This window comes from Virgibacillus sp. DJP39, assembly GCF_049310925.1.
Taxonomy (GTDB): Bacteria; Bacillota; Bacilli; order Bacillales; family Amphibacillaceae; genus Virgibacillus_F.
On sequence record NZ_JBMERP010000040.1, the window covers coordinates 1 to 23,123 of the forward strand.

Below are 23,123 nucleotides of genomic sequence, written 5' to 3' on the forward strand. Positions count from 1 at the left end.
CGTGCTAGCCCCCTCAAAATATCGTTCTACGATCTCTTTTTTAGTGTGATAGGAATATTGATTTTTCTTAGATACCACTGCCTCATCCGTCCTTTCGTATTTCCCTATAACTAGGGTAACAGACTGCGCGGTTTTAGAGAATGTCTACTCTATAGGTACCTTAACAATTGTAAGGAATCGAGCACCGACAGGCAAGAATCGAGCGCCACGCGTTTGGTGCGCGTTTTCCGATGCTTGGTGCTCGAAAAAACAGTACAGCGCTCGAATTCATCTAGTTGGTGCTCGAAAATCCCGCACTACACCACCTCCTTAGAATACCGCAGTTTTTTTAGAATAATCTAAAATAACCTTTATGGTTTAAAGGTAAACAGATATACTGGAAGTAAGTATTTTAAAAAGGATGAGGTGTAAACAATATGCGTGAGGTTGTTATTGTTGAGGGTTGCAGAACAGCAATAGGAAAAAGAAAAGGAATGTTTTCGAATTACCGGCCAGATGAGTTAGCGGCAGTTGTTCTGGATGAATTAGTAAAAAGGGCTAATGTAAATAAAGAAGATATTGAAGACGTTATTTTGGGGTGCGTAACACAAAGTGGGGAACAAGCCGGTAATATTGCCCGGACTGCGGCACTAATTGCTGGATTCCCAGTTGAGGTTCCTGGTGTAACAATTGACAGGCAATGCGGCTCGAGTCAGCAGGCTGTTCATTTTGGAGCGCAGGCAATTGCCGCTGGTGATATGGACATCGTAATAGCTGGTGGTGTGGAAAACATGACACGTGAGCCAATGATGTCAAATATGAAAGAAGCTAAACCGAGTAAGTTACTTACAGAATCCTATGAAATTGTTAACCAGGGAATTTCTGCAGAAAAGATTGCGGACAAATGGGGTTTTTCAAGGGAGGAGCTAGATGCTTATTCCCTTGATAGCCATAATCGTGCCATAAATGCTATTCATGAAGGAAAATTTAAAAATGAAATTGTATCTGTGGAAGTAACTGCAGACAACGGCGAGCAGCAATTGATGCAGACTGACGAGGGACCGCGCGTGGGATCAACAATGGAGACGCTTGCTGGTTTACCATCTGTCTTTAAAAAAGATGGAAAAGTCACTGCTGGAAATGCAAGTCAAATGAGCGATGGTGCTTCAGCCGTATTACTGATGTCACGTGAGAAGGCAGAAGAACTTGGATTAAAGCCAAGGGCTAAGATTATCGCAAGGGCTGTTGTTGGGTCTGATCCAACACTCATGTTAACAGGACCGATTGCAGCCACTAAGAAGGTTTTGGCAAAAGCTAATCTTACTCTAAATCAAATGGATCGGTATGAAGTAAACGAGGCTTTTGCATCAGTGCCTTTAGCGTGGCTTCACGATTTACAGGCAGACCACGCGAAACTGAATGTGAACGGCGGAGCTATTGCGCTTGGCCACCCATTAGGTGCAACAGGAACCAAATTACTTGTTACTTTAATGAACGAATTAGACCGGTCTAATGGTAAATATGGATTACTGGCTATTTGTGAAGGTATGGGAATGGCGAATGCGACAATCATTGAACGGATTTCTGGAGAGTAGAGGAGGAATTGGATGGAACTACGTCATTTATCAGCGATTGTCACAGGCGGTGCCTCTGGTTTAGGGGAGGCTTGTGTCAGACGTATTGCTGAAGCTGGAGGAAAGGTTGCCATAGTTGATTTAAATCAGGAAAGAGCCGAAGCATTAATAAAAGAAATTGGCAGCAAACAAATTATATTTAAAAAGACCGATGTAACCTCAGCTGAAGAGGTGGAAAATAACGTTCAAGAGATAGTAAAGACGCAAGGGAAAGTAAATGGCTTGATTAACTGCGCTGGCATTGCAACTCCTGGCAAGGTTTTAGGAAGAAAAGGAGTAATGGAATTAGCAGCATTTGAAAAAGTAATCAAAATCAATTTAATTGGGACCTTCAACATGATTCGTGTCGTATCGGATTATATGAAAGAAAATGATGTCAATGATGAGGGTGAGCGCGGAGTAATACTGAATACTGCATCTGCAGCAGCATTTGAAGGACAAATTGGGCAAGCAGCATATAGCGCTTCAAAGGGCGGGGTGGCTAGTATGACATTGCCACTTGCCAGAGAATTTTCATCACTTGGAATCCGTGTAATGACGATCGCGCCAGGCCTTTTTGAAACGCCAATGTTTGATACACTTCCACAGGCGGCTAAAGATGCTTTAGGTTCAACTGTGCCATTTCCAAATCGCCTAGGCAATCCAGCCGAATATGCTAAGTTAATGGATAGTATTATGGCAAATCCAATGCTGAACGGGGAAGTAATTCGATTAGATGGTGCGCTTAGAATGCAACCTAAATAGGAGGTTAATTTTGATGGGGAAATATCGCTTTGAAACAGATCATCATGTATTGTTTCGAAATACACTTAAGAAATTTCTGCAAACTGAAGTTATCCCACACTATGAACAATGGGAAAGTGATCGAATTATCCCAAGAGAGTTCTGGAATAAAATGGCCGAAATGGGCTTTTTATGCCCACACGTATCGGAGCAATATGGAGGACTGGGTCTTGACTTTACTTACTCAGTGATTCTATTAGAAGAGCTTGAGAAAGTTGGTACTAGTTTGACTGGTATTGGCTTGCATAATGACATAGTTGTCCCTTACATTGAATCCTATGGAACCGACGAACAAAAGTCTTCATGGTTACCCGGGTGTGTTAATGGAGAACATATTACCGCTATCGCAATGACAGAGCCTGGTACTGGTTCCGATTTAGCCAGTATTAAAACCTCTGCCATTCGTAATGGAGACCATTATATTGTAAATGGACAGAAAACATTCATCACAAATGGAATTCATGCAGATTTAATACTTCTTGTCGTAAAAACGGATCCGGAGATTGAGCCAAAGCATAAAGGAATTAGTTTACTTGTTGTTGAGGAAGGGACAAAAGGATTCACGCGTGGACCCAAGTTAAATAAGGTTGGCATGCATGCTCAGGACACCGCAGAGTTATATTTTGACGACTGCCGTGTCCCTGTTAAGAACTTAATTGGTGAGGAAGGAAAGGGATTCCATTACTTAATGGAAAAACTACAACAGGAGCGTCTTATAGTTGCAATAGCTGGACAGTCCGCCTCAGCTGATATGCTTGAAATGACTATTGATTATGTCAAGCAGCGGAATGCCTTTGGTAGACCGGTTAGTTCATTTCAAAATACACAATTTAAACTTGCAGAAATAGCTACTAAAGTTGAACTCGGAAAGTCATTTTTAGAATCACTAATAGAAGAGCACGTCGCGGGTAAAGATATAGTTACGAAAGTATCCATGGCTAAGTATTGGCTTACAGATACAGCAAAGGAAATCGCTTCGGAATGCATGCAGCTTCATGGAGGATATGGGTACATGGAAGATTATAAAATTGCCAGAAGATACAGGGATACACCAGTAGCTGCAATTTATGCCGGTACAAATGAGATTATGAAAACAATTATTGCAAAAAATATGGGACTATAATCCTGTCTAAGGAGAAATTATGAATCAATCTAAAATATCGATCAAAATCCGTGATAGCTTTTGGTTTATCTCAGCGGTATATGGAGTAGTCGCAATTCTACTAGCTATCATTATATCCATAGCAGACAAGTGGCTATTGATGAATTTCAAGAATAACCTTCCAGAGATTCTGCTAACAACAAACAAAGTTATGATTGATTTGTACTCGTCACTCGTAATGGGAATTTTAACAATGACGACCATCAGTTTTTCTGTGATTATGGTTGTTTTAACAACATACTCGACTCAGTTCTCTCCACGTACATTGCAGGACTTTATGGGAAGTCGTGCAACACAAAATGTATTAGGAGTTTATTGTTTAGGGTTTATTTTAGCACTGATTCATTTAGTGACTGCGGGTAAAGGGCCATCATTAATTGGTCCGATCATAATGGTGATTGTGGCTATATTAACTTTGGCATTCTTTGTTTATTTCATTCACCATTCTGCTAGATGGATCCAGGTCAACAATTTAATTGGCAAGATTAGAAATGACGGATCTCAAGTAATCAAAAACACATATAAGGATTACAATCTTAATGGGTACGTTGAGTGGGATGAGGATGAACTTGAGGAAATTCAAAATAATGATAAGCAGCTGGTTTATGCCCAGAGTTCCGGCTATATTCAAAAAATAGAATGGACCGAGCTTGTAAAGCAGGCTACCAATCAGGAATGTATATTGCAAGTTGATGTGCAAATCGGTGACTTTGTAGTAAAGGGGTCACCTCTTATGAGTGTGGTCGAAACAAACAATCGGAATTACAAATTTAACCAGTTTCTTATAATAGGAAATGAACGTACTGATATTCAAGACGTGGAATTTATGCTCCAAAAGTTAGTGGAAATTGCACTTCGAGCTATATCACCAGCTATAAATGATCCTCATACAGCAATAAATTGTTTAAATAGAATTGGCTCGTTGTTAAGCGAAATCGGAGAAACCTACAATGAGAATCGCTACTTTACTGATGACAAAAAGAATTTACGCGTTATTAGTAAACCGAAGCTTTTTGATGAGTACCTTTACAAGTCTTTTTATCAAATCAGGCATTATGGGAAAGAAGATATCTCCATGCTATACGCCATGATTGAAGTACTATACAAAATAGCAGTTGTTAGCGAGAACTCAATAAAACAAAAAGTATGGACGTTTCATTACTATATAATGGATGTTATTGAACCTGACAGTTTATCTACGTTAGACAACGAACATTTACAAAGTATTTGCAGGAAACTCAAGGAGCAATGTGCTTTTGAATAATACTGTGAAAATTGTCGAAATGAACCATTAATATGATACAATTGGAAAAAAAAGGGGGTGACTTACTATGTCCAGGTGCAAAGCCAGCTTTCTCATATGCTTTTGTGTTTTATTATTAACTGCTTGCACAGAGGGTAATCTGGATGGTGCAACCAATCATTCTAAAATCGAAACCACTGTTGATGAAAAACAACTAAATCAAGTTTTAAACATATATAAACCACATGAGGTTACGCTTTCAGCAATAGGAGATTTGTTAATTCACCAAAAGATCTATCAGGATGCATTTAATGGTACACAATATAACTTTACCCCAATGTTGGATGAGGTAGCACCTTATCTTAAAAAATCTGACATAACGATCGCTAATCAGGAAACGATGATTGGAGGCGTGGAGCTAGGTTTGTCCACCTATCCTACCTTCAATAGCCCACAGGAACTAGGAGCCGGACTTAAGAATGCCGGAGTAGATGTTGTAACCATCGCAAATAATCACACATTAGATGGTGGAGAAACAGCAATTCAAAATGCAATTTCATATTGGGAAAAAATTGATATGATGTACACAGGCGCATATAAGAGTGAAAAAGATCGAAACAACATACGTGTCCTGCAGGCTAATCAAATTTCTATAGCCTTTCTTGCTTACACATACGGTACAAATGGAATTCCAGTTCCAAGCGGTAAAGATTATTTAGTGAATTTAATTGATAAGCAAAAAATGGCTTCAGATATTAAAGAAGCAGGAAAAATATCGGATGTAATTGTTTTAAGTCTCCATTTTGGTAATGAGTATCAACGAATGCCAAGTCAGGAACAAAAGGAACTTGTGCAGTTTATTGCAGACCAAGGCGTTCACGTCGTAATTGGACATCACCCACATGTGCTGCAGCCTGTAGACTATCTACGAGGTAGAAATGGGCACAAGACATTTGTGGCATATTCGCTCGGCAATTTTTTATCAGGTCAGGAGGAATTATATCGTCGAATTGGAGGAATGGTACAATTTACAATCCGCAAAACTAATGGAAATAGTGAGGAAAATATAGAAATTGTATCTCCAAAGTTTATGCCCACCTTTGTCGACGATAAGCACAATGCTAGTTTTGATGTAATCCCGATGTTTAAGCTTAGTAATGCAGTACTTCCTAATGCCCAAAAGCACTACAATGAAATGAAAGTACATATGTCCCAGTGGTTACCTGAGTTGGAGTTTATTGAGGAATAGGTAAAACAAGTATTATTCCTTTGAATTTGAGGTTCACCTACTGTATGATACAAAATAGTTAAGCTGTTAAGTTGCGTTGCTTTTGATGGAAACTGCGACGTAATGAAAACTTTCTCTACGCCGTTCCGGCAGAATACTTTGCTTTCCGCGGGCACGGCCTCAGTCTCCTCAGAAGCAAAGAGCGCTTCTTCCGGGGTCTTCGACTCGTGCTGTTCCCGCAGGAGTCTTCGTATTCTGCCTTCACTAAGATAGAAAGCTGCGCATGAATTCTGTGCCTTTTTGGGTTCTTCTCCCTTGAACAAAAACCTATCTAAGCGGAGGGAAAATGCGAGACTCCAGTGGGAAAGGAACAGTCTGAAGACCCCGCAGTGAGCGGTTTTTTCTCCAAGGAGGCTGAAGCGTTCCCCACGGAAAGCGAGTGTTTTTCAGCAGCGTTGGATCGGCACCAATTCAGTTAAGGGTTGGTAGAGGAAATCAATCTAGCGCATACGTCGCAGTTTATAGATTTTGTGTCTAAAAACAACAATCTTTTAGAAAACAGCCTAAATTTTTAATAGATAGGATAGTCGTATGCATTAATGTAATTATGCTTATGTAAAGGGGATAACGTAACGTATGGAATGGAAAAATATTTACCGTGGTATGTTGATGGGGGCAAGTGACGTAATTCCTGGTGTGAGCGGTGGTACAATTGCTGTTTTATTAGGAATATATGACCGTTTAATTGCCGCAATCAACGGGATATTCGGCAAGGAATGGAAGAAACAGCTTGGATTTCTATTGCCACTTGGTATAGGGGTAGGAACAGCAATACTTCTTTTGAGTCGCCTAATTGAATGGTTATTTGAACACTATGCAGGGCCGACACAATTCTTCTTTTTAGGACTTATTATTGGCATTTTGCCGTACCTTTTTCATGAAGCAGAAGCAAAAAGCACATTTCAGGTAAAACATTATGGTGTGTTGCTGATTGGTGCTGTTATTGTAGGATCAATGGCTTTTATTCAAACAAGTGAGCCTGGGGTTATAGAAAACATTACAACGTCCACATACATATTATTATTTTTTTCAGGAATGATTGCCAGTAGTGCAATGATTTTACCAGGCATCAGTGGATCATTTATGTTATTAATAATTGGCGTATATCCAACGATTATTGGAGCAATAAGCAATTTAAAACTGGATGTTATCGCTGTAGTTGGAGTAGGGATTATAATCGGACTTCTCGTAATGAGTAAAATCATTAATTTCTTTTTAAAAAACTATCGCCATGGGACGTTTGCACTTATTATTGGACTGGTCATTGGTTCAATTTTCGTTGTATATCCAGGGTTCCCGGTCAATAATGAACTCCTGATTTTGAGTGTAGTTACGTTTGCTGGCGGACTGTTGGTTGCTTATGTTCTAGGTCGAGTAGAATATAGGTCCTAAACAGATTATAAGACAAGTATCCAGTTAATCAGTAAGATAGAGGTAGTACTAAATGAGGGAGTGTTAATGAATGAAACAAATAAAGAGTGTAGACAATTTCAATGAGGTTATTCAAAGTGAAAAGCCTGTTATTATAAAGTTTTTTGCTGATTGGTGTCCTGATTGCAAACGAATGGACATGTTTATCGGGGACGTAAAAGAAGAATTCAGCGGTTACGAATGGTATGAGGTTAATAGTGACGAGGTAGACGGTCTTGCTGAAAAATATGAAGTTATGGGAATTCCAAGCATCCTGATTTTTAAAAACGGGGAAAAACTAGCCCATCAGCATAGTGCACATACCAAATCACCTGAGTCAGTAAGTGAGTTTTTACAACAACAACTAGGTTAAACAGTAAAAGAGGCTGGGACATAAGTGGAAAACTGATTGATTTAGTACAAACCGTGAAAATAAAACCGCATGAAATCAAGTTGTTTAAATTTGATTTCATGCGGTTTATTCATTTTTATAGGGTTTTGTCCCAGCCTCTTTTGGTGATTTTATACCAAATCAAACTCCAGTTTCTCGTCGTCTGTAAATTTTATTTTACTGTTTGATAAAGGAAATTGGTTTTTATTTAATTTCTTTGGTTTTAGTTGATAAATTCTGGAGAAAGTCTCTTTATCCATTCCACCAAAGTTAATCTGTCTGATAGTCTGGACATTCAATAGACTAGTATCCGGATAGGCTTGTTTATGGTCCTCCCACTCAATCAAAAAAGGTAAAACCTCCGTTTCATAATTATATGATGGGAAAAGCATTCTCCATTTTAAGATGGAACCATCAGGTTTTTCCCTTGTAGCAGAAAAAGGACCATCGAACGGGATATCTTTTTCACGGAAGTGGTTAACATAATTGTCCATTTGCGTTGTGCGCAGTGCAAACTGAAAAGGGCCAGAGACATTTTTTTCAAGCACATGCATAAGGTGCTTTATTAAAGGGTTAGTTGTTTGAGCTGATTTTTCATTATCGTAAGTCCCTAACCATTCAATGTAGCTGTCATTTGAGAAGTAGGACATATAGTTTTTGGTACCCCACTCATTATGCTGGCCACCTCTAATAGACTTTATAGTGAACTTATTTCCATATTGGGCACTTAATTCTTCTGCGTTCATTGCAGCTATAACGACATGATCAAGTGCTAGCATTTCGCATCACTCCCTAAATGTAATAATTCGCTTATCCAACTGCGATCTTTTTCTATGCAGTATTACGTATATGTGAATGAATTTTTACTTGATAAATTTAGATTTATTAGTGTATCTATTCTGTATATTATCGTCCTCTGACCGGTATTATGCAAAGTATCTGTTTGATTAAATGAAGAGTACTGCATTAGTGAACACGATACTAAATTTAATGGAAGAAGCCTATACCAGCAGTTGGTATAGGCTTCTTCCTGGTCATTTTATCACTTGAAAATTTTCTGTCAGTGTTGCTTTTACTGTTCTATGCTGTTCAAAATACCATCTAATCAGTTCGACTGTATCCTGCTGTACTTCTTTTATAATTGGTTTGTTTGGGAACATATGATAGTTACCTCCACCGTTAGCTCGATAATTGTTTAATACAACTGCATAGGTTTCATCCAGAACAATTGGTTTCCCATCTTTTCGCACGAATTCAATACGTGAGCCTACTGGATTTCGTACATTAATCCTGTATTCAATCCCTTCCCACATATCGTAATTATAGTGTTGTGGTTTAGGATGGACAAAGGCAGGGTTAACACCAATCTCCCCGGAATCATTAATTATAAAGTAAGAAGCAGACTTCTCCAGTGCAGCAAGGATATCAGCTCCAGTCAATTCCAAAACTACTAAAGTGTTTGGGTACATGTAGTTCGCTACAATATCGCGCATAGTGACTATGGATCCAAAACCTGTTGATCTATTATTGAGTAAGGAGGTGACAGATATATCCACTCCTGCTGCAGCCATTTGTACGTTTTGGATAAACTCGATAAAAGAGTGCTTCTTTACTCGTGCTTGAAAAGGGCTCTTAATTGTCATATCACCTTCAATACAACCTGTAGGCTGATCTAGCCATTGCTGGGTTGAGTCTTCTAACTCTTTCATGTATTCCAATGCTTCTGAATCAGTAGGGACTCCTTTTAATTCGAGGACATTGGCACACTTCTTGTTTATATTCCATTCACCCTGATCTTGGTTGAATTCAACTTCAATTTCGCCATACCCTTGGCCGTTAAATCCAGGTTGTATAACTAAAACATCATTAATAGTACCTGTTAATGTTCGATGCTGGTGTCCGGTTAAAAGTATGTCAATCCCTTCAATTTCCTGACACATCTGATAGCCCTGGTTTTCACCAGTCAATGTTTCTGTTGGTTCCCCTGATTCTATGTCCCTTTCGAATCCCCCATGATAGGAAGCGATAAGGAGGTCTGGCTTTTCTATCCTATGAATGTGCGAAACCCATTCCTTCAGCGAGGTAAGCGCATCCTTAAAATTGATTCCGTCAATGTGGTCTGGAGACTCCCAATTAGGAATATAATGAGTAGTCACCCCAACTACAGCAACTTTAACACCGCTGGATAGTGTCTTGATGAAATAGGGGATACCAAAATAAGGCTTATCTGTGGATTGATTGATCGTATTTGCTGACAGCCATGGGAAGCTGGATTGGTCAACTGTATTTTCTAGAATTTCTTTCCCAAAGTTAAATTCATGGTTGCCAATTACACTAGCTTCAATTCCAATTTTATTCATTAAACCTATCATAGGGTTCGCTTTGTCATTATGCTCTTTCACATAATGTGTCATTAGCGGGGTACCTTGAATTAAATCTCCGTTATCAAGGATGAGAAGTTCGTTAGTTGATTTTCTTGCCCTTTTTACAACGGTTGCATATTTAGCCAAACCACTATCAGCAGTTTCGTTTGTGCCATAGATAATTGGCAGGGCGTTACCGTGAACATCACTTGTATATAAAATTGTTAATTTTGCTGTATCCATGATTGATAATACTCCTCTTTCAATAAAATAAAGAAACGAAATCAAAGCAAAAAATCTTTAATTTCGTTTCTGTTTTGTAATTATACAATTTTTCGACGTATTCTCGCAGATATAAAGTCAATTACCGTTACAACAATAATGATGGCTAGTAGGATAAGTCCCATTTCGCTCCAGTTACGATTATTTGCTGCAAAGATAATCATTGTACCAATACCACCTGCACCAACGATACCCAGTATAGATGATGCACGTACGTCAATTTCAAATCGGTAGATAGCGTAAGATAAGAACTCAGGAATAATCTGCGGCATAACGCCATAGAAAAGCATTTGTACTTTATTGGCACCGGACGCTTCCATTGCTTCAACAATCTTCATGTCGATTGATTCGACCACCTCGGAGTACAGCTTACCGAGCATTCCAGTTGACCCGATCGCAATTGCAAGAACACCCGCGAAGGCATTAGGTCCCACAGCTACTACAAATAATATAGCCAGGATGATATCTGGAAAAGCACGAACAGCTGATAAAATCCATTTTCCAAAAGAAGATAGAAGATTACTGCGAGCAATATTGTTTGCAGCCAAAAAACCAAGAGGAATAGCTAAAATAGCAGCCATAAATGACCCTGCAAATGCAATAAGCACTGTCTCAATTATCTTTAATGTGACCTCTCCACTCGCGGTCCAGTCTGGGCTAAATAACTTAGGAATAATGACATTAAAGTTATTAATAGCACGTTCGACTGCTCGAGCCCAATCAATGTCTATGCCTAAAAACGTCCATACGTACACCGCGATAAGAGCCAGTATTATTAGTATTTTCTTCACTTTTTTATAACCAGATTGTGGATGTTTTGGAGGTAATGAATTGGATTCCATTAGATTAATGCCTCCCTTAGCTTATTGCTTATATACTCGATGATTAATACAACAATAAAAATCAAAACGATTATTGCCATTACGTTTGGGTAATTATAGAACTTGAGTTGTTGATCAAGCACTAATCCAATACCACCTGCACCAACTAATCCGAGTACAACAGACGCTCTTATATTTATTTCAAAAACATATAAAACAAACGATGTAAACTGCGGTAAAACTTGAGGAACTAATCCAAAAAATATTACTTGAAGTACATTGCCGCCTGATGCCCGCATCGCTTCAAGTGGATTCATGTCAACGGACTCGATTGTTTCACTAATTAGCTTTGCCAAAATACCTAACGAAAATATAATGAGTGCAACAATACCCGGGAATAGACCAACTCCAAATAATCCTACGAAAATAACTGCTAAAACCAAGTCCGGTATAGTACGTAAGATATTTAGTATCGTCCGGGTTGTAATGTAAAGAGGTTTAATTGTTGTTATATTTTGCGCAGATAAAAGTGCCAAAGGTACAGTTAATATCGCTGCGACAGTTGTTGCTATGATTGCCATTTGTATGGTTTGTGCCATCGGGTCCCACACGGCAGGAATAACACTTAAATTAGGTGGAAAGAACTTTTCAGCAACTCTAACCATGTTGCCGAGGGCGTTACCAAAGCCACCAACCATTTTTTGTTGTGTCCAGAACATACTGAATAGGTAAAACCCTAAAACGACAACCAGAATAGTGGTAATCTGAACTTTGGTTTTAGCCGGGTAGACAGATGGTGTATTAGTTAAATCCTGAGAATTAGATTGTTTGGTCACGATTCTTTGGCCCCCCCACGCAAGTCATCCTCACGTATTGTACGGCCATAGATTTCTTCAAATGTTTTTTCTGTAACCTCTGATACAGGACCGTCAAATACAACTTCTCCAGCGCGCATACCTATTATACGATCAGCATATTCCATAGCCATATCTATAAAGTGAAGGTTAACGATTGTTGTTATATTATCTTCTTTGTTAATCTTCTTCAGGTATGTCATAACCTGGTGAGAAGTAGGTGGATCAAGTGATGCTACAGGTTCATCTGCCAGGATATAAGAAGGCTTTTGAGTTAGCACACGTGCAATACTCACACGTTGCTGTTGACCGCCACTAAGCTCATCAGCACGGTTATACAATTTTTCGTCTATATTAACACGTTTTAAACTTTCATAAGCAAGTCCAACGTCTTCCTTTTTATAAAGGTTCAGAATTGAACGCACAGTACCAGTGTGCCCAAGTCGACCAGCAAGAACATTTTTTAACACATTAGAGCGTTTAACAAGATTGTAATTTTGAAAGACCATCCCAATCTTTGTACGTAGTTTGCGTAAGTCTTTTCCGCGGAAATCAAGAATGTTTTCATCATCTACTAACAGAGAACCTTGTGTTGGAGTAACTAAACGGTTAATGCTACGAATAAATGTAGATTTCCCTGCTCCAGACAGACCTACAATCACAACAAACTCTCCATCTTTAATACTAGTATTAATATTCTTTAAGCCTTGAGTGCCATTAGGATAAACGAGACTTACATCTTTAAATTCTATCATAGCAAGTATTTTCCTCCAGTAATTACAAAATTGTAAAAGCAAAGTCCCTTACCTGTTTAACTTAGAAAAAAGGGAGAGAGATAAACACCTCCCCCTCTCTTTTCTATTTGATATATATTACTTTGCATTAATAGTGATTATTATAACTCAATATCATCTTTAAATTCCTGGTACGTATCTTTTACTACTTGATATTCTGCATCAGTAGCTTCATCAATTGAATCCCAGTTGTAAACTTCATTCATTATTTTGATCATTTCTTTATCATCATTAAATGAAAGGAAGACCTCTTTAATTTGTTGAACAAGTTCTTCATCAAGTTCCTTGGTTACAGAAATAGTATCGTTCGGAATTTCTTCTGTATAACCAATTACTTTTAATTCGTCCATGATGTTAGGGTGCTCTTCTTCAAGCTCTGTACGAACGTCATCAAAAGTTGTTGCAACATCAGCATCTCCCTCTAAAACAGCCAATGCAGCAGTGTCATGTCCACCTGCTTGAACAGTATTGGAGAAAAATTCAGTTTCAAGCTCCGGAGCACTAGCATAATCAAACTTCTTCATTAATTGACTCGCTGGGAAAAGGTAGCCTGAAGTTGATCCTTTATCAGGATATGCCCAAATTTTTCCTTCTAAGTCTTCTAGTGTATCGATACCAGAATCAGAACGGACTAAGTATTGTGCCTTGTATGTACCTGAACCATAACGGATTGATTTCAAAATAACTTCTGCACCGTATTGTTCATTTGCGAGAACGTAACCGAAAGCTGGAATAAATCCAACGTGCACCTGATTAGCTCCCATTGCTTCAACTAGAGAGTTATAGCTAGTCATTACTTGCCCTTTTACTTCAATTCCCAGCTCTTCTGATAAACGATCGGCCAGTGGTTGTACTGTATCTGCAATTGTATCTGAATCCTGAGATGGAACAAAGCCAATTACAAGAGTCTCGGGTTTGATGCTACCTTCTTTACTTTCGCCATTTGTGTTACCCTCCTCGGAACTACCGCATGCTGCAAGAAAGATAAACTTAATACAACCAACAAACTATAAATTTTCTTCATTTTGACCCTCCTAGTATGATAGAAACATTAAAACATTACTATACTATTAAATAACATTTGGGACGAAAATACTAGACCATATTACAAAATTTACAACAAATTAATAGTTGGATTTACATAAACTGTTGTAAATTGTATGACTTAGTATAATTAAGTATGTCTCTTTTAGGAAATAAATAAATATAAAGGTTTCCTATATGTATCGTGTGGGAAATAACAATTGATAGGAGGTAATGTTATGGTGCAATATAAAGTAGGGCTTTTTTTATACAATGGTAATGCAGGTGCAGACAATATGGAGCAAAAGCTTGAACAGACATTACCAACTATAACAAAAGCAATTAAAAAATTATCTATTGTTCAAACAGAAAGCATAGATGAGGTAAAAAGAACGTGCATGGAATACGCTGAACATGTCGATATAATCGTTATACTAGGTGGAGATGGAACAATTCATGCGTGTATAAATAGTATTGCTCAACTGGAGAGTGGACCAATAATCGGTATTTTACCGGGCGGAACCAGTAATGACTTCAGCCGTATGCTTGGTATACCACAAAACCTTAAACAAGCCGCGGATGAAATTACAAAAAAAGAAATTATTGATGTTGATCTTGGGAGAGCTGGCGACAGCTATTTTCTGAATTTCTGGGGAATTGGTTTTGTCTCAGAAGCATCCGAAAATATTGATCCAGACCAGAAAAAAAGCTTTGGCGTCCTCAGTTATTACCTGAGTACAATCCGCACTGTAAATCAAGCAGAAACGTTTGCTTACACAATACAGTCAGAGGGTAAGTCCTACGAGGGTGAAGCGGTGCTTATATTAGTGTTGAATGGTCGTTTCCTTGGAACGCGTCAGTTGCCGGTTAGCACTGCCGATCCAACTGATGGAAAAATAGATGTGTTAATTGTAAAGACATCAAATCTTGCATCATTTCGGGAATTTTTATCCATGAACAAACCCACAACGGACACCAGTGAACTGTCTGAATTAACTCACTTTCAAGCTGGAAGTCTGGAAATTGAAACTAAACCTGTAAAAAAGGTGGACATGGACGGAGAAGTTGATGGTACAACACCCGATAGAATTTCGGTACTCCCAAAACATATACGAATGGTTAAGGGCGGGGAATTGGTATAAAAGGATATCTGCTTCCGGTTCCTTCCCTGAATTTTAAGTGTTTGTAATTATTTGTAATAATAGGGTTTGAGAAACTGTGCAGGGTGAAGAAGTTTATGTGATGCTAATTTTTGGGAGGGACAACCATTGTCTAATCGTAATGTAGTAGTTTACACAAGTGACAACTGTGGAGAAAGTGAAAAACTAGTTAAAAAAATGAATGAATGGGAAATTAATTATAGAGAGAAAAACGTTTCAGTAAACAGAGACCATTTAAAGGAATTGCAAAGTAAAGGGATTTACGGGACTCCAGTAACGTTTATAGATGGTAGTTTGGTTCTGGGATTCCAGGAAAATAAACTAAAACATGATTTAAGTTACCAGTGAGATTCTTTTTTTAGGGGCTGCGGTAAACGGTAATAGTTTGTATTTATCACAACCCTTTTCACATTTGCATATTCTGGATATAAACAGATGCAAATGAGGTGTGTGTCAAATGTTTAATAGACCAAATTATTATCAAAGGCCGTATAACTATAATCCCAACTATCCACCATACTCAAACCAACAATGGCATAACCCAGCTAGACCACCATACCAGCAAACGCCATATCAATACTATGCAAAACCAAAGCAACCAGCTGATTGGTATAACTTCTCACAACCTAATCAGTATAATTATGGTCAACCATACAAGCAGCCACAGAAAGGCTGGTTAACTTACTTTCATGATAAAAATGGGGAAGTTGACTTTGATAAAATGATATCTTCTGTTGGGCAGGTAGCAACTACCTTTCAACAAATCTCTCCAATGGTTAAACAATTTGGTTCCATAATGAAAAACTTTAAATAAAAATAAAAAAATTGGAATGGCTGATTCTGTTAGACAGTTTCAGCTTTTTTGTACTTATTCTTCATGGTAAGGTTTTACAGTTTCAACAGTAATTTGCTAAAACAAGCCAATGCTGGTAATTAAATGTTTATAAAAGATGTAATAGATCGTCCTTAAAAGGGGTAACTAATAAGTAAAAAAGAGGAGAATTTTTATGATTGCATGCCTGCTCATCCACGGATATACTGGTGGACCATACGAGATAGAGCCATTGTCGGTTTTTTTAAAAGAAGAAACTAATTGGCATATAGAAGTACCAACATTACCTGGGCATGGTAGAAAATTAGACCTTAAAAATGTATCACACAAAAAGTGGATTAAAGCCGCAGAAGATTCTTTAAAAGCGTTATTAACCAAGTACGATGAGGTTTATCTGGTTGGATTTTCCATGGGTGGTATGATTGCTTCTTACTTAGCAGCAAAGTATAAAGTAGACAAACTTGTACTGTTAGCTTCGGCAGGCAAGTATCTTTCATTCAAACAAATCGTAATTGATATCAGGCAGGTATGTTTAGACGGATTAAAAGGGAATATAAAAAAGAATAAATTATATATTCATTATAAAAGGAAGATAGGTGCAGTTCCATTTCAGGCAAATCTGGAGTTTTTAAAGTTAGTCAGATATACGAAGCCTTATTTAAAGGACATTGATGCTAATGTACTAATTGCACAAGGCCAGAAGGATGGGATGGTCCCTTATAAAACAGCATATTATTTGGATAAGGAAATAAATTCAACAAAAAAGGAAGTTGTCTTTTTTGAACGGTCCAGACACTTAATCTGTTTAGGGGAGGATAAGGATACACTTAATCAAATGGTATACAATTTTCTATTAAAAAAGACGGAAAACCCATAGTGTGCATGCTGATTAGTTGCACACTTCTTTTTATGGGTTCAGGAAACTAAAGTTTCGCAGGCTGTGAATAACGGAGGTACCTAAGCAGCCGCGTCCAGCTCAGTGCCCATTGCCGCACATCGACCAACAGTTCGACATTAGTCAAACGTTTGACGCTCCGTGTTTCCTTTGGCACAGATCATACGGCAATAACCGGCTCTTGCGCTTTTGTTCTGTTGAAGTACGTCAGGGCTTTCGGCATAAGGAATGGCGGTAAGCTGAATTTTCTAATTATTTAAAAAAGGATATTACTATACCGCCTTCACCAGCATAAGTTGAAATCAGTGGTCCCATATCGGTTAAGTAAGAATCTTTAAAAGCATACTTTTCCATTATTTCATCCAGTACAGCTTGTGCACGGCTTTCAGCATTGGAATGGGACATGATGATCACTTTATCTTCAACATCTTTTGTGTACTCACCAATTTGTTCTATTAAACGTCTAATGGACTTTTTGTCGCCACGAACCTTTTCGGCTACTTCTATAGTTCCTTCGTCACTTGTACGCATTAAGATTTTGATATTCAACGTTTTTGCAATGGTTCCGCGAACTTTATCAAGTCTACCACCCCGAATTACATTGTCGAGTGTTTTAAGTGCAATTAGAGTTGTCGTATCTTCGACGCAGGAGTTTAAATCTTCCTCTAATTGCTCGAAAGTGTACCCTTCAATCATTTTTTTATTCGCCTCATGGACAAGCAGTGCGGTACCACAAGACGCTGTTTTTGTGTTAATGACAGCAATTTTTCTTTCGGGTTCTTCTTCAAGCAGCATTTGTTTTGCCAATACGGCATTTTCATAAGTTGTACTTAAACCTTCTGAAAGGCTAAGATATACAATCGGTGTGTCAGGACTTACTTCTTTATAGGCCTCATAAAAGTCATTTGGGCTAGGAGCAGATGACCGTGGCAGCTCGCCGGTTTCCCTGATCTTTTGATAAAACTGTTTTAGGTTGAGTGTTACACCACTGATAAATTCCTGATCCTTAAAATGCAAATACAGTGGTATTACTTTAATGTCTAATGAATCTGTTAGTCGAGTTGGAAGATCTGTCCCACCATCAGTCATTAACTGGATATGCATGCCATCACCTCTTTATTAGATTACGTTTATTATACCAGTTTTTAGGACTAGGTTATATATTTATTTGCAGTAAAGAAAGTATAATAACTTTCTTACTGCATAGGTTCGCCATAAGCCAAGTTTAATCGTACTTTGATCAGCATTTTTTCAACTATGTGAGATCGTTACTTTTCTTTTTTTGTTTGTACTGACAATAAACAAAAATAAACCAAATAAAACGATTGCTCCTCCAAGCCATTGAGACCATGTTACAATTTCGTTTAGAATAATATAGGCTAAAAGTGTAGCACCAATGGGTTCGAATAATACAGCCATTGATATCGTTGATGTGCTTAACCACTTAAGAGCCCAATTGAAAAGGGTATGACCTAAAAAGGTTGGGACAATTGCCAGTGCCAGGAAAATCCACCAATATGTAGACGGATACCCAATAAACGAATGTCCAAAACTTACATTATAAATGACTAAGGTTATGGAACTGATTCCGTACACTACAAATGTGTAAGTCATAAGGGATAATCGTCTTCTTATTGTTTGCCCAATTAAAAAGTAAGCAGTGACCATGATTGCTCCAAGTATAGCCAGGAAGTCACCATAAAGAGCCATACCACTAATTCGGAAGTCACCCCAACTAATAATCACGCTTCCGAAAATTGCAATAATCATACTGATAACAGCCCCTGTAGAAAACCGTTCATGGTAAAATAAATACGTTCCCAGGAAAGCAAATATCGGCTGCAGGGTAACAAGAACTACAGAACTTGCCACTGATGTAAAGTTTAGGGATTGAAACCAGAATATAAAATGGAATGCCAGAAAAACCCCAGCAAGTGATGCAAGAATCCAATCTTTTCTTTTTATTTGTTTAAACTCATGGCGATAATATAATAATATAAATGGTGACATAATAATAACTGCGAACAGTAATCGATAATTCGCCACAATTGATGCAGGTGCACCACCCGCTAATTTGACCAATACAGCAGAAGTAGAAATTGCAAAAACGCCAATGACAACCGTAAAATATGGGTTGGACGGAGGCATACGCATACAGGGTTCCTCCTTTTACATTTATGTTTATCATTCCAGGCCAGCGTCCGTTAGCTGTCACAAGTAATCGCTTTTGGGATTAAAGTTGTGAACTGGAACAGCTCTGATGAGTTTTATTTTTCACTTAGGGAGCTAATTTTAGTCAGCATTTCCTTAATATGGACGCTTTTCTTATAACAATTCAATATAGTTTACCATGCAGTAAATGAAAAATCATCCAGATAGTAGTGGATAACTGTATGGATTGTATGTTATGCTATAAGAACTATTATTTGATGCATGAATGAATAAAGTGAGGCCTCTTACCACAAATGGGGGATGCCTTTTTTGTGCGAATAAATTTTTTAGAAAAAAAGGAGTAGACTATTAAGGTGACAACATTTAAAGAACTAAGTATATCAAGTCCTATTATGAAAGCATTAGAAAAAATGGGGTTTGAAGAAGCAACGCCAATTCAAGCAGAAACAATTCCACTAGCTATGCAGGGGAAAGACGTTATCGGACAAGCTCAAACAGGTACAGGTAAAACTGCTGCGTTTGGTATCCCGATGATTGAGAAAATTGACAAAACAGCTAAAACGATTCAAGGACTAGTGGTAGCACCAACGAGAGAACTTGCTATCCAAGTAGCCGAGGAAATAAATCGTTTAGGCAGATTTAAAGGAATCCGTACGCTACCTGTATATGGTGGTCAGCATATGGATAGACAAATTCGTGCTTTGAAAGACGGCCCGCATATTGTCGTAGCAACACCAGGACGTCTGCTGGATCACATGCGCAGAAAGACAATCCGTATTGATAATGTTCAGACTGCAGTATTAGATGAAGCAGATGAAATGTTGAATATGGGATTCATTGATGATATTCGCGACATTCTTAAAGGGATTCCATCTGAGCGTCAAACATTGCTTTTCTCTGCAACGATGCCAAAGGAAATCCGTAATATTGCAAACACATTGATGAAATCACCAGAAGAAGTAAAAGTAAAAGCGAAAGAAATGACAGTTGAAAATATTGATCAGTATTTCGTTGAAGTTCCAGATCGTTTAAAATTTGATACATTAACAAATCATATTGATATTCATGCACCAAGCTTGGCAATTATCTTTAGCCGTACTAAAAAACGGGTAGATGAAATTGCGGAAGGGCTGCAAGCGAGAGGATTTCGTGCTGAAGGAATTCACGGTGACCTAACGCAAGGAAAACGTATGTCAGTCTTAAACAAGTTTAAAGGTGGACGTATTGAATTCCTAGTTGCAACTGATGTAGCTGCACGTGGTCTTGATATTTCAAATGTATCCCATGTATATAACTTTGATATTCCACAGGATCCAGAAAGCTATGTACACCGTATTGGACGTACTGGTCGTGCTGGAAAAACTGGAGAGGCAGTATCTTTCATTACGCCTAGAGAGATAGCTCATCTTCATTCAATTGAAAAAGTTACAAAAAGTAAGATGAAGCGTCTTATGCCACCAACAAACCAGGACGCACAACGCGGTCAGCAACAGGTTGCTGTTGAGAAGTTGATTAAAACAATTGATAGTGAAGATTTAAAAACCTATCAGGAAACAGCTAATGAGTTGTTGCAAGATCATGATTCAATCTCTATTATTGCAGCTGCGCTAAAAATGTTGACAAAAGAGCGGAGAGAAACACCAGTTTCAATCTCGTCTGCACAACCGATTAGTGTTAAAAAAGCACAACAGCGGGGCGGAGGAAATAAAGATAACAACCGTCGGAACAACAAACGTGGCAGCTATGGCCAACGTGGTACGGGAGCTCGTACCAATAACCAGGGTGGACGCAGCCGAAAAGGGAATTTCCAAAAACGTAGAAACAACGAAAGTTAATATATAGGCACAAAAACAAAGCTCCTTAGCGCAAAAGGAGCTTTTTATATTGAAAAAGTTTGTGGGAAAGCTATTGAAAAGCATAAATTATTAGTTGATAATAGCATTTACTTCAATTACCAGCCAAATAGGATGATTTACAAGCCAAACAAGAATAAATACAAGCCGAACTGGACAGATACACGCCAAACAGGAACAAATACAAGCCAAATACAATTTTTCAATAATAAATGACACTTTTGCACCAAACGAATCGTATATAAATAAGAATCTGGATATTGGGAGGAATATAATGAGACAACCACCGGTTAATCCAATTGCTAAGGATGCTCTTAAAGCCTGGAAGATAACAGCGAGCATATATATGTTAATCTTATGGTTATTTATAGGTGCGGGAGTTGTATTATCTGTTATTTTCACTATACCGTTGTGGTACGGGGCGATTGGTATTGCAGTCGGCGGGGTCCTGCACTACATTTTTGTTTTTATTCTGCCAAAGGTAAAATGGAAGCGTTGGCGCTATGAAATATTTGATCAGGAGATTTATATTCAACATGGAATTTTAATTGTGTCGAGAACACTCGTACCAATGATCCGGGTGCAGCATGTTGACACCAAACAAGGGCCAATTCTGAAAAGATATAAGCTTGCAAGTGTGACGATCTCAACAGCGGCAACAACACATGAAATTCCTGCATTAATGGAGGAGGATGCCTCAAGCCTCCGTGATCGAATATCAGCATTAGCAAGGGTGGACGAAGATGATGTCTGAAAAACAAAGGCTTCATCCTTCAGCGGTATTCTTTACATTGTTAAAAACGTTTAAAGAATTAATCGTCTCAATCGGTATAGGCTTTTTCGCTTTTAGAGATGCAGGACTCTATTTTGTATTAGGAGTGGGAGCACTAATACTTGTTATGCTGGTGTTTAGTATTCTGTCCTGGTATCGCTATACATATCGGGTGGAAGATGATGAGCTCCGGATAGAGTATGGAATACTTATCAGGAAAAAACGCTATATTTCGAAAAACCGGATTCAGTCGATTGACTTAACACAAAGTGTCATACATCGTTTATTTAAGTTGACTATGGTTAAAATTGAAACTGCTGGAAGTGGAACCGGTACGGAAGCATCACTAAAAGCAGTGCGGCTGGAAGTTGGCGAATCACTTAGAGAAGAATTAAAAACACTGCAAAGTGCAAACAGAGAAGTGGAAGAGGTTGAGGAAACAGATACAAATAACCCTTCGCAAACCATAACCTTCAAACGTCTATTCCTTGCAGGGACAACATCCGGGAGCATTGGTATTATTTTTATTATTATATCTGCTCTGTTTTCGGAACTGGTCCAGTTCGTTCCGGATGAATATTATGAAAATACGTTTCAAACCATCAGCAGTTTTAGTGTGATTCTAATGATTGTATTCGGGATATGTTTATTAGTAATCATATGGTGTCTTGGCATTGCTGGAACAATGATTAAAAATGGGAACTTTACCATCACCAAAATTGATAATGAGCTTTTCATTACAAGAGGTTTATTAGAGAAAAAACAAACGACCATACCTGTACGGCGAATCCAGGCAGTGGGTATTGATGAAAGTCTCCTGAGACAACCGCTTGGATATGTAACCATGTATGCAGAGGTAGCGGGCGGCTCTGTGGAAAAAGGGGAGGACTTTTCAACTGTTCTTTTCCCTATTATAAAAAAGACCGAAATAGATGATTTTCTGGATAAGTTTCTACCTGATTACGTGTCGGACAGAAGTGATTTAACAGGGCTGACAAAGCAAGCGCTAACCTTCTATTTAGTTCGCTTTTCTGCCATATTTATTCTGGCAGTAGTGGCTACGCTGTTTCTCGTGCCGCAGTTTGCCTGGGCCCCAATAATCCTATTAGTGTTAAGTGTGTCTCTAGGTCTATTACAATACAAAGATGCTGGGTTTCAGAATGATGGAGAACAGCTTACATTGCGATATCGTGTACTAAATAGAAAAACCATAATTTTATATCATAAACGTATTCAGTCTTTTGAAAGAAAACAGCATTTGTTTCAACGAAGAGCATCTCTCGCAACAGTCAAAATATCGATTGTTTCGAAGCTTGGTGCAGGAAAACATTATAAGATAAGGGATTTGAAGGTTGAAAGTGGAAATGAATTGGCTAGTTGGTACTCCTATCGTGACTAGTTCATGCGAACGG

23 protein-coding genes are annotated in these 23,123 nt (G+C 38.3%); 14 read left to right on the plus strand and 9 right to left on the minus strand.

Annotation, left to right across the window (positions count from 1 at the left end):
- Positions 1 to 416 precede the first annotated feature (416 nt).
- The 7 genes from ACOI1D_RS13150 to ACOI1D_RS13180 all read left to right on the plus strand — a co-directional run bounded on the left by ACOI1D_RS13150 (position 417) and on the right by ACOI1D_RS13180 (position 7,872).
- Complete coding sequence (locus tag ACOI1D_RS13150) at positions 417 to 1,574, plus strand: thiolase family protein (RefSeq protein WP_422501747.1); 1,158 nt, start codon at positions 417 to 419, stop codon at positions 1,572 to 1,574.
- A 12-nt stretch (positions 1,575 to 1,586) separates the two neighbouring features.
- Entirely contained in the window at positions 1,587 to 2,357 is a 771-nt protein-coding gene (locus tag ACOI1D_RS13155) for an SDR family NAD(P)-dependent oxidoreductase (protein ID WP_422501748.1), read from the plus strand.
- 13 nt (positions 2,358 to 2,370) lie between these two features.
- Positions 2,371 to 3,519 carry an acyl-CoA dehydrogenase family protein gene (locus tag ACOI1D_RS13160; RefSeq protein WP_422501749.1) on the plus strand — a complete coding sequence of 383 codons (1,149 nt, stop codon included), beginning with the start codon at positions 2,371 to 2,373 and terminating at the stop codon, positions 3,517 to 3,519.
- 19 nt (positions 3,520 to 3,538) lie between these two features.
- Positions 3,539 to 4,822: a DUF2254 domain-containing protein gene (locus ACOI1D_RS13165; protein ID WP_422501750.1), complete on the plus strand. Its 1,284-nt coding sequence runs from the start codon at positions 3,539 to 3,541 to the stop codon at positions 4,820 to 4,822.
- 67 nt (positions 4,823 to 4,889) lie between these two features.
- Positions 4,890 to 6,050, plus strand: coding sequence for a CapA family protein (locus ACOI1D_RS13170; protein WP_422501751.1), 1,161 nt, complete (start codon positions 4,890 to 4,892; stop codon positions 6,048 to 6,050).
- A gap of 615 nt (positions 6,051 to 6,665) precedes the next feature.
- A complete protein-coding gene (locus ACOI1D_RS13175) occupies positions 6,666 to 7,481 on the plus strand; it encodes a DUF368 domain-containing protein (protein WP_422501752.1) in 816 nt (271 codons plus the stop codon).
- A gap of 70 nt (positions 7,482 to 7,551) precedes the next feature.
- Positions 7,552 to 7,872, plus strand: a complete 321-nt coding sequence (locus ACOI1D_RS13180) for a thioredoxin family protein (RefSeq protein ID WP_422501753.1) — start codon at positions 7,552 to 7,554, stop codon at positions 7,870 to 7,872.
- Between the two features lie 149 nt (positions 7,873 to 8,021).
- Here the strand turns inward: ACOI1D_RS13180 and ACOI1D_RS13185 are convergent, their stop codons facing one another.
- From ACOI1D_RS13185 to ACOI1D_RS13215, 7 genes are all read right to left on the minus strand, one after another.
- A complete protein-coding gene (locus ACOI1D_RS13185; protein WP_422501754.1) occupies positions 8,022 to 8,669 on the minus strand; it encodes a VOC family protein in 648 nt (215 codons plus the stop codon).
- Between the two features lie 255 nt (positions 8,670 to 8,924).
- Positions 8,925 to 10,496 carry a bifunctional metallophosphatase/5'-nucleotidase gene (locus ACOI1D_RS13190; protein ID WP_422501755.1) on the minus strand — a complete coding sequence of 524 codons (1,572 nt, stop codon included), beginning with the start codon at positions 10,494 to 10,496 and terminating at the stop codon, positions 8,925 to 8,927.
- Between the two features lie 80 nt (positions 10,497 to 10,576).
- The gene (gene phnE, locus ACOI1D_RS13195; protein ID WP_422501756.1) at positions 10,577 to 11,377 is read right to left on the minus strand and encodes a phosphonate ABC transporter, permease protein PhnE; all 801 of its coding nucleotides are present in this window, start codon (positions 11,375 to 11,377) and stop codon (positions 10,577 to 10,579) included.
- Complete coding sequence (phnE, locus tag ACOI1D_RS13200; protein ID WP_422501757.1) at positions 11,377 to 12,192, minus strand: phosphonate ABC transporter, permease protein PhnE; 816 nt, start codon at positions 12,190 to 12,192, stop codon at positions 11,377 to 11,379. The genes phnE (ACOI1D_RS13195) and phnE (ACOI1D_RS13200) overlap by 1 nt, the downstream gene beginning before the upstream one ends.
- Positions 12,189 to 12,965 (minus strand): phosphonate ABC transporter ATP-binding protein, encoded by a 777-nt coding sequence (phnC, locus tag ACOI1D_RS13205; protein ID WP_422501758.1) that lies wholly within the window; start codon positions 12,963 to 12,965, stop codon positions 12,189 to 12,191. The genes phnE (ACOI1D_RS13200) and phnC overlap by 4 nt, the downstream gene beginning before the upstream one ends.
- Before the next feature lie 140 nt (positions 12,966 to 13,105).
- Positions 13,106 to 13,924: a phosphate/phosphite/phosphonate ABC transporter substrate-binding protein gene (locus tag ACOI1D_RS13210; RefSeq protein WP_422501780.1), complete on the minus strand. Its 819-nt coding sequence runs from the start codon at positions 13,922 to 13,924 to the stop codon at positions 13,106 to 13,108.
- Complete coding sequence (locus tag ACOI1D_RS13215; protein ID WP_422501759.1) at positions 13,903 to 14,028, minus strand: hypothetical protein; 126 nt, start codon at positions 14,026 to 14,028, stop codon at positions 13,903 to 13,905. Before ACOI1D_RS13215 ends, ACOI1D_RS13210 begins: the two co-directional genes overlap by 22 nt.
- A gap of 238 nt (positions 14,029 to 14,266) precedes the next feature.
- On the opposite strand from ACOI1D_RS13215, the gene ACOI1D_RS13220 reads away from it, so the two are divergent.
- The 4 genes from ACOI1D_RS13220 (at position 14,267) to ACOI1D_RS13235 (ending at position 16,896) form a co-directional block, all read left to right on the plus strand.
- On the plus strand, positions 14,267 to 15,169 hold the full coding sequence (locus tag ACOI1D_RS13220) for a diacylglycerol/lipid kinase family protein (RefSeq protein ID WP_422501760.1): 903 nt from the start codon (positions 14,267 to 14,269) through the stop codon (positions 15,167 to 15,169).
- A gap of 126 nt (positions 15,170 to 15,295) precedes the next feature.
- A complete protein-coding gene (locus ACOI1D_RS13225) occupies positions 15,296 to 15,535 on the plus strand; it encodes a glutaredoxin family protein (protein ID WP_422501761.1) in 240 nt (79 codons plus the stop codon).
- 109 nt (positions 15,536 to 15,644) lie between these two features.
- On the plus strand, positions 15,645 to 16,001 hold the full coding sequence (locus ACOI1D_RS13230) for a YppG family protein (protein WP_422501762.1): 357 nt from the start codon (positions 15,645 to 15,647) through the stop codon (positions 15,999 to 16,001).
- Between the two features lie 193 nt (positions 16,002 to 16,194).
- On the plus strand, positions 16,195 to 16,896 hold the full coding sequence (locus tag ACOI1D_RS13235; protein WP_422501763.1) for an alpha/beta hydrolase: 702 nt from the start codon (positions 16,195 to 16,197) through the stop codon (positions 16,894 to 16,896).
- A gap of 270 nt (positions 16,897 to 17,166) precedes the next feature.
- Here ACOI1D_RS13235 and ACOI1D_RS13240 read toward each other — a convergent pair whose 3' ends face one another.
- A complete protein-coding gene (locus ACOI1D_RS13240; protein WP_422501764.1) occupies positions 17,167 to 18,018 on the minus strand; it encodes a DegV family protein in 852 nt (283 codons plus the stop codon).
- A gap of 147 nt (positions 18,019 to 18,165) precedes the next feature.
- A complete protein-coding gene (locus ACOI1D_RS13245; RefSeq protein WP_422501765.1) occupies positions 18,166 to 19,068 on the minus strand; it encodes a DMT family transporter in 903 nt (300 codons plus the stop codon).
- Positions 19,069 to 19,439: 371 nt separating this feature from the next.
- Between ACOI1D_RS13245 and ACOI1D_RS13250 the strand changes: the two genes are divergently transcribed.
- The 3 genes from ACOI1D_RS13250 to ACOI1D_RS13260 all read left to right on the plus strand — a co-directional run bounded on the left by ACOI1D_RS13250 (position 19,440) and on the right by ACOI1D_RS13260 (position 23,110).
- The gene (locus ACOI1D_RS13250) at positions 19,440 to 20,921 is read left to right on the plus strand and encodes a DEAD/DEAH box helicase (RefSeq protein ID WP_422501766.1); all 1,482 of its coding nucleotides are present in this window, start codon (positions 19,440 to 19,442) and stop codon (positions 20,919 to 20,921) included.
- Positions 20,922 to 21,213: 292 nt separating this feature from the next.
- The gene (locus ACOI1D_RS13255; RefSeq protein ID WP_422501767.1) at positions 21,214 to 21,693 is read left to right on the plus strand and encodes a PH domain-containing protein; all 480 of its coding nucleotides are present in this window, start codon (positions 21,214 to 21,216) and stop codon (positions 21,691 to 21,693) included.
- Positions 21,686 to 23,110, plus strand: a complete 1,425-nt coding sequence (locus ACOI1D_RS13260; RefSeq protein ID WP_422501768.1) for a PH domain-containing protein — start codon at positions 21,686 to 21,688, stop codon at positions 23,108 to 23,110. The genes ACOI1D_RS13255 and ACOI1D_RS13260 overlap by 8 nt, the downstream gene beginning before the upstream one ends.
- Positions 23,111 to 23,123 lie beyond the last annotated feature (13 nt).